The sequence below is a fragment of the Bartonella sp. CE47NXGY genome (assembly GCF_042195415.1).
Lineage (GTDB): Bacteria > Pseudomonadota > Alphaproteobacteria > Rhizobiales > Rhizobiaceae > Bartonella.
Genome location: NZ_JBHIOI010000189.1, coordinates 1 through 916 on the forward strand (window position 1 = coordinate 1; position 916 = coordinate 916).

Annotated in this window: 1 protein-coding gene; it reads left to right on the forward strand. The window is 44.9% G+C overall.

The genetic code is table 11. From position 1 onward, the window contains the following. Positions 1–915: AAA family ATPase (locus tag ACFIL3_RS10570; RefSeq protein ID WP_375682258.1), on the forward strand; the 915-nt coding region annotated here is incomplete at its 5' end. Position 916 lies beyond the last annotated feature (1 nt).

Below are 916 nucleotides of genomic sequence, written 5' to 3' on the forward strand. Positions count from 1 at the left end.
GATAAAGCCACCATAAAAGCCGCCTTTTCCTCAGCACAAAGCTTTGCACCAGAAGGTTTACGGCGCGCCTCAGACTATAAAGATCAAGTGATTGGGCTTTTTTGGCCAGAGCCTGAAAAACATCTTGGTTATACGGTTCCCTATCCTAAACTGAAGGACAAATTGCATTTCCGCCCAGCAGAATTAACGCTCTGGAGCGGTGCGAGTGGTGCAGGTAAAAGCCAATTATTATCAGATTGTATTCCCCATTGGATTGCACAAAAGAGTCGCCTTTGCTTAGCGTCTCTAGAAATGAAAGGAGAACAATCGCTTCGCCGTTTAACCAAACAAACGGGCGGCTTAGAACAGCCTACAAAAGAGACGATTGAACGGATTCTTCATTTTTTAGACGAAGGGCTTATTCTTTATGAACATGTTGGCAAATCGAGCGTTGACACCTTGCTTGAAGTCTTTGACTATTGTCGTGCGCGCTATGGCTGCGATCAATTTATCATCGACAGTTTGATGCGGCTTGGCATTGCCTCTGATGATTATGCAAGACAAGAACAAGCCGTTTATAAAATGGTTGATTGGGCTGTTTTAAACAGTGTGCACATTCACCTTGTCGCCCATGCCCGCAAAAGCGGTCTGGATAAAGATATCCCCAGCACAGAAGACATTAAAGGCGCCTCAGAGATTGGCGCCAATGCCTTTAACATCATCACCATTTGGCGCAATCGGTCGTTGGAAGATAAAATCTTTGCCGCCTCTCTCGCACAAGAAAAAGCAGATTTAGCCAAACGCCCCGGCGTTATTATGAATATTGCCAAACAACGTTCTGGTGATTTTGAAGGCAAAATAGGGCTTTGGTTTGATCCCCAAACCTACCGCTATCGCTGTTCTTTTGAACAATCATTCCCTCGACGTTATCTGTAAT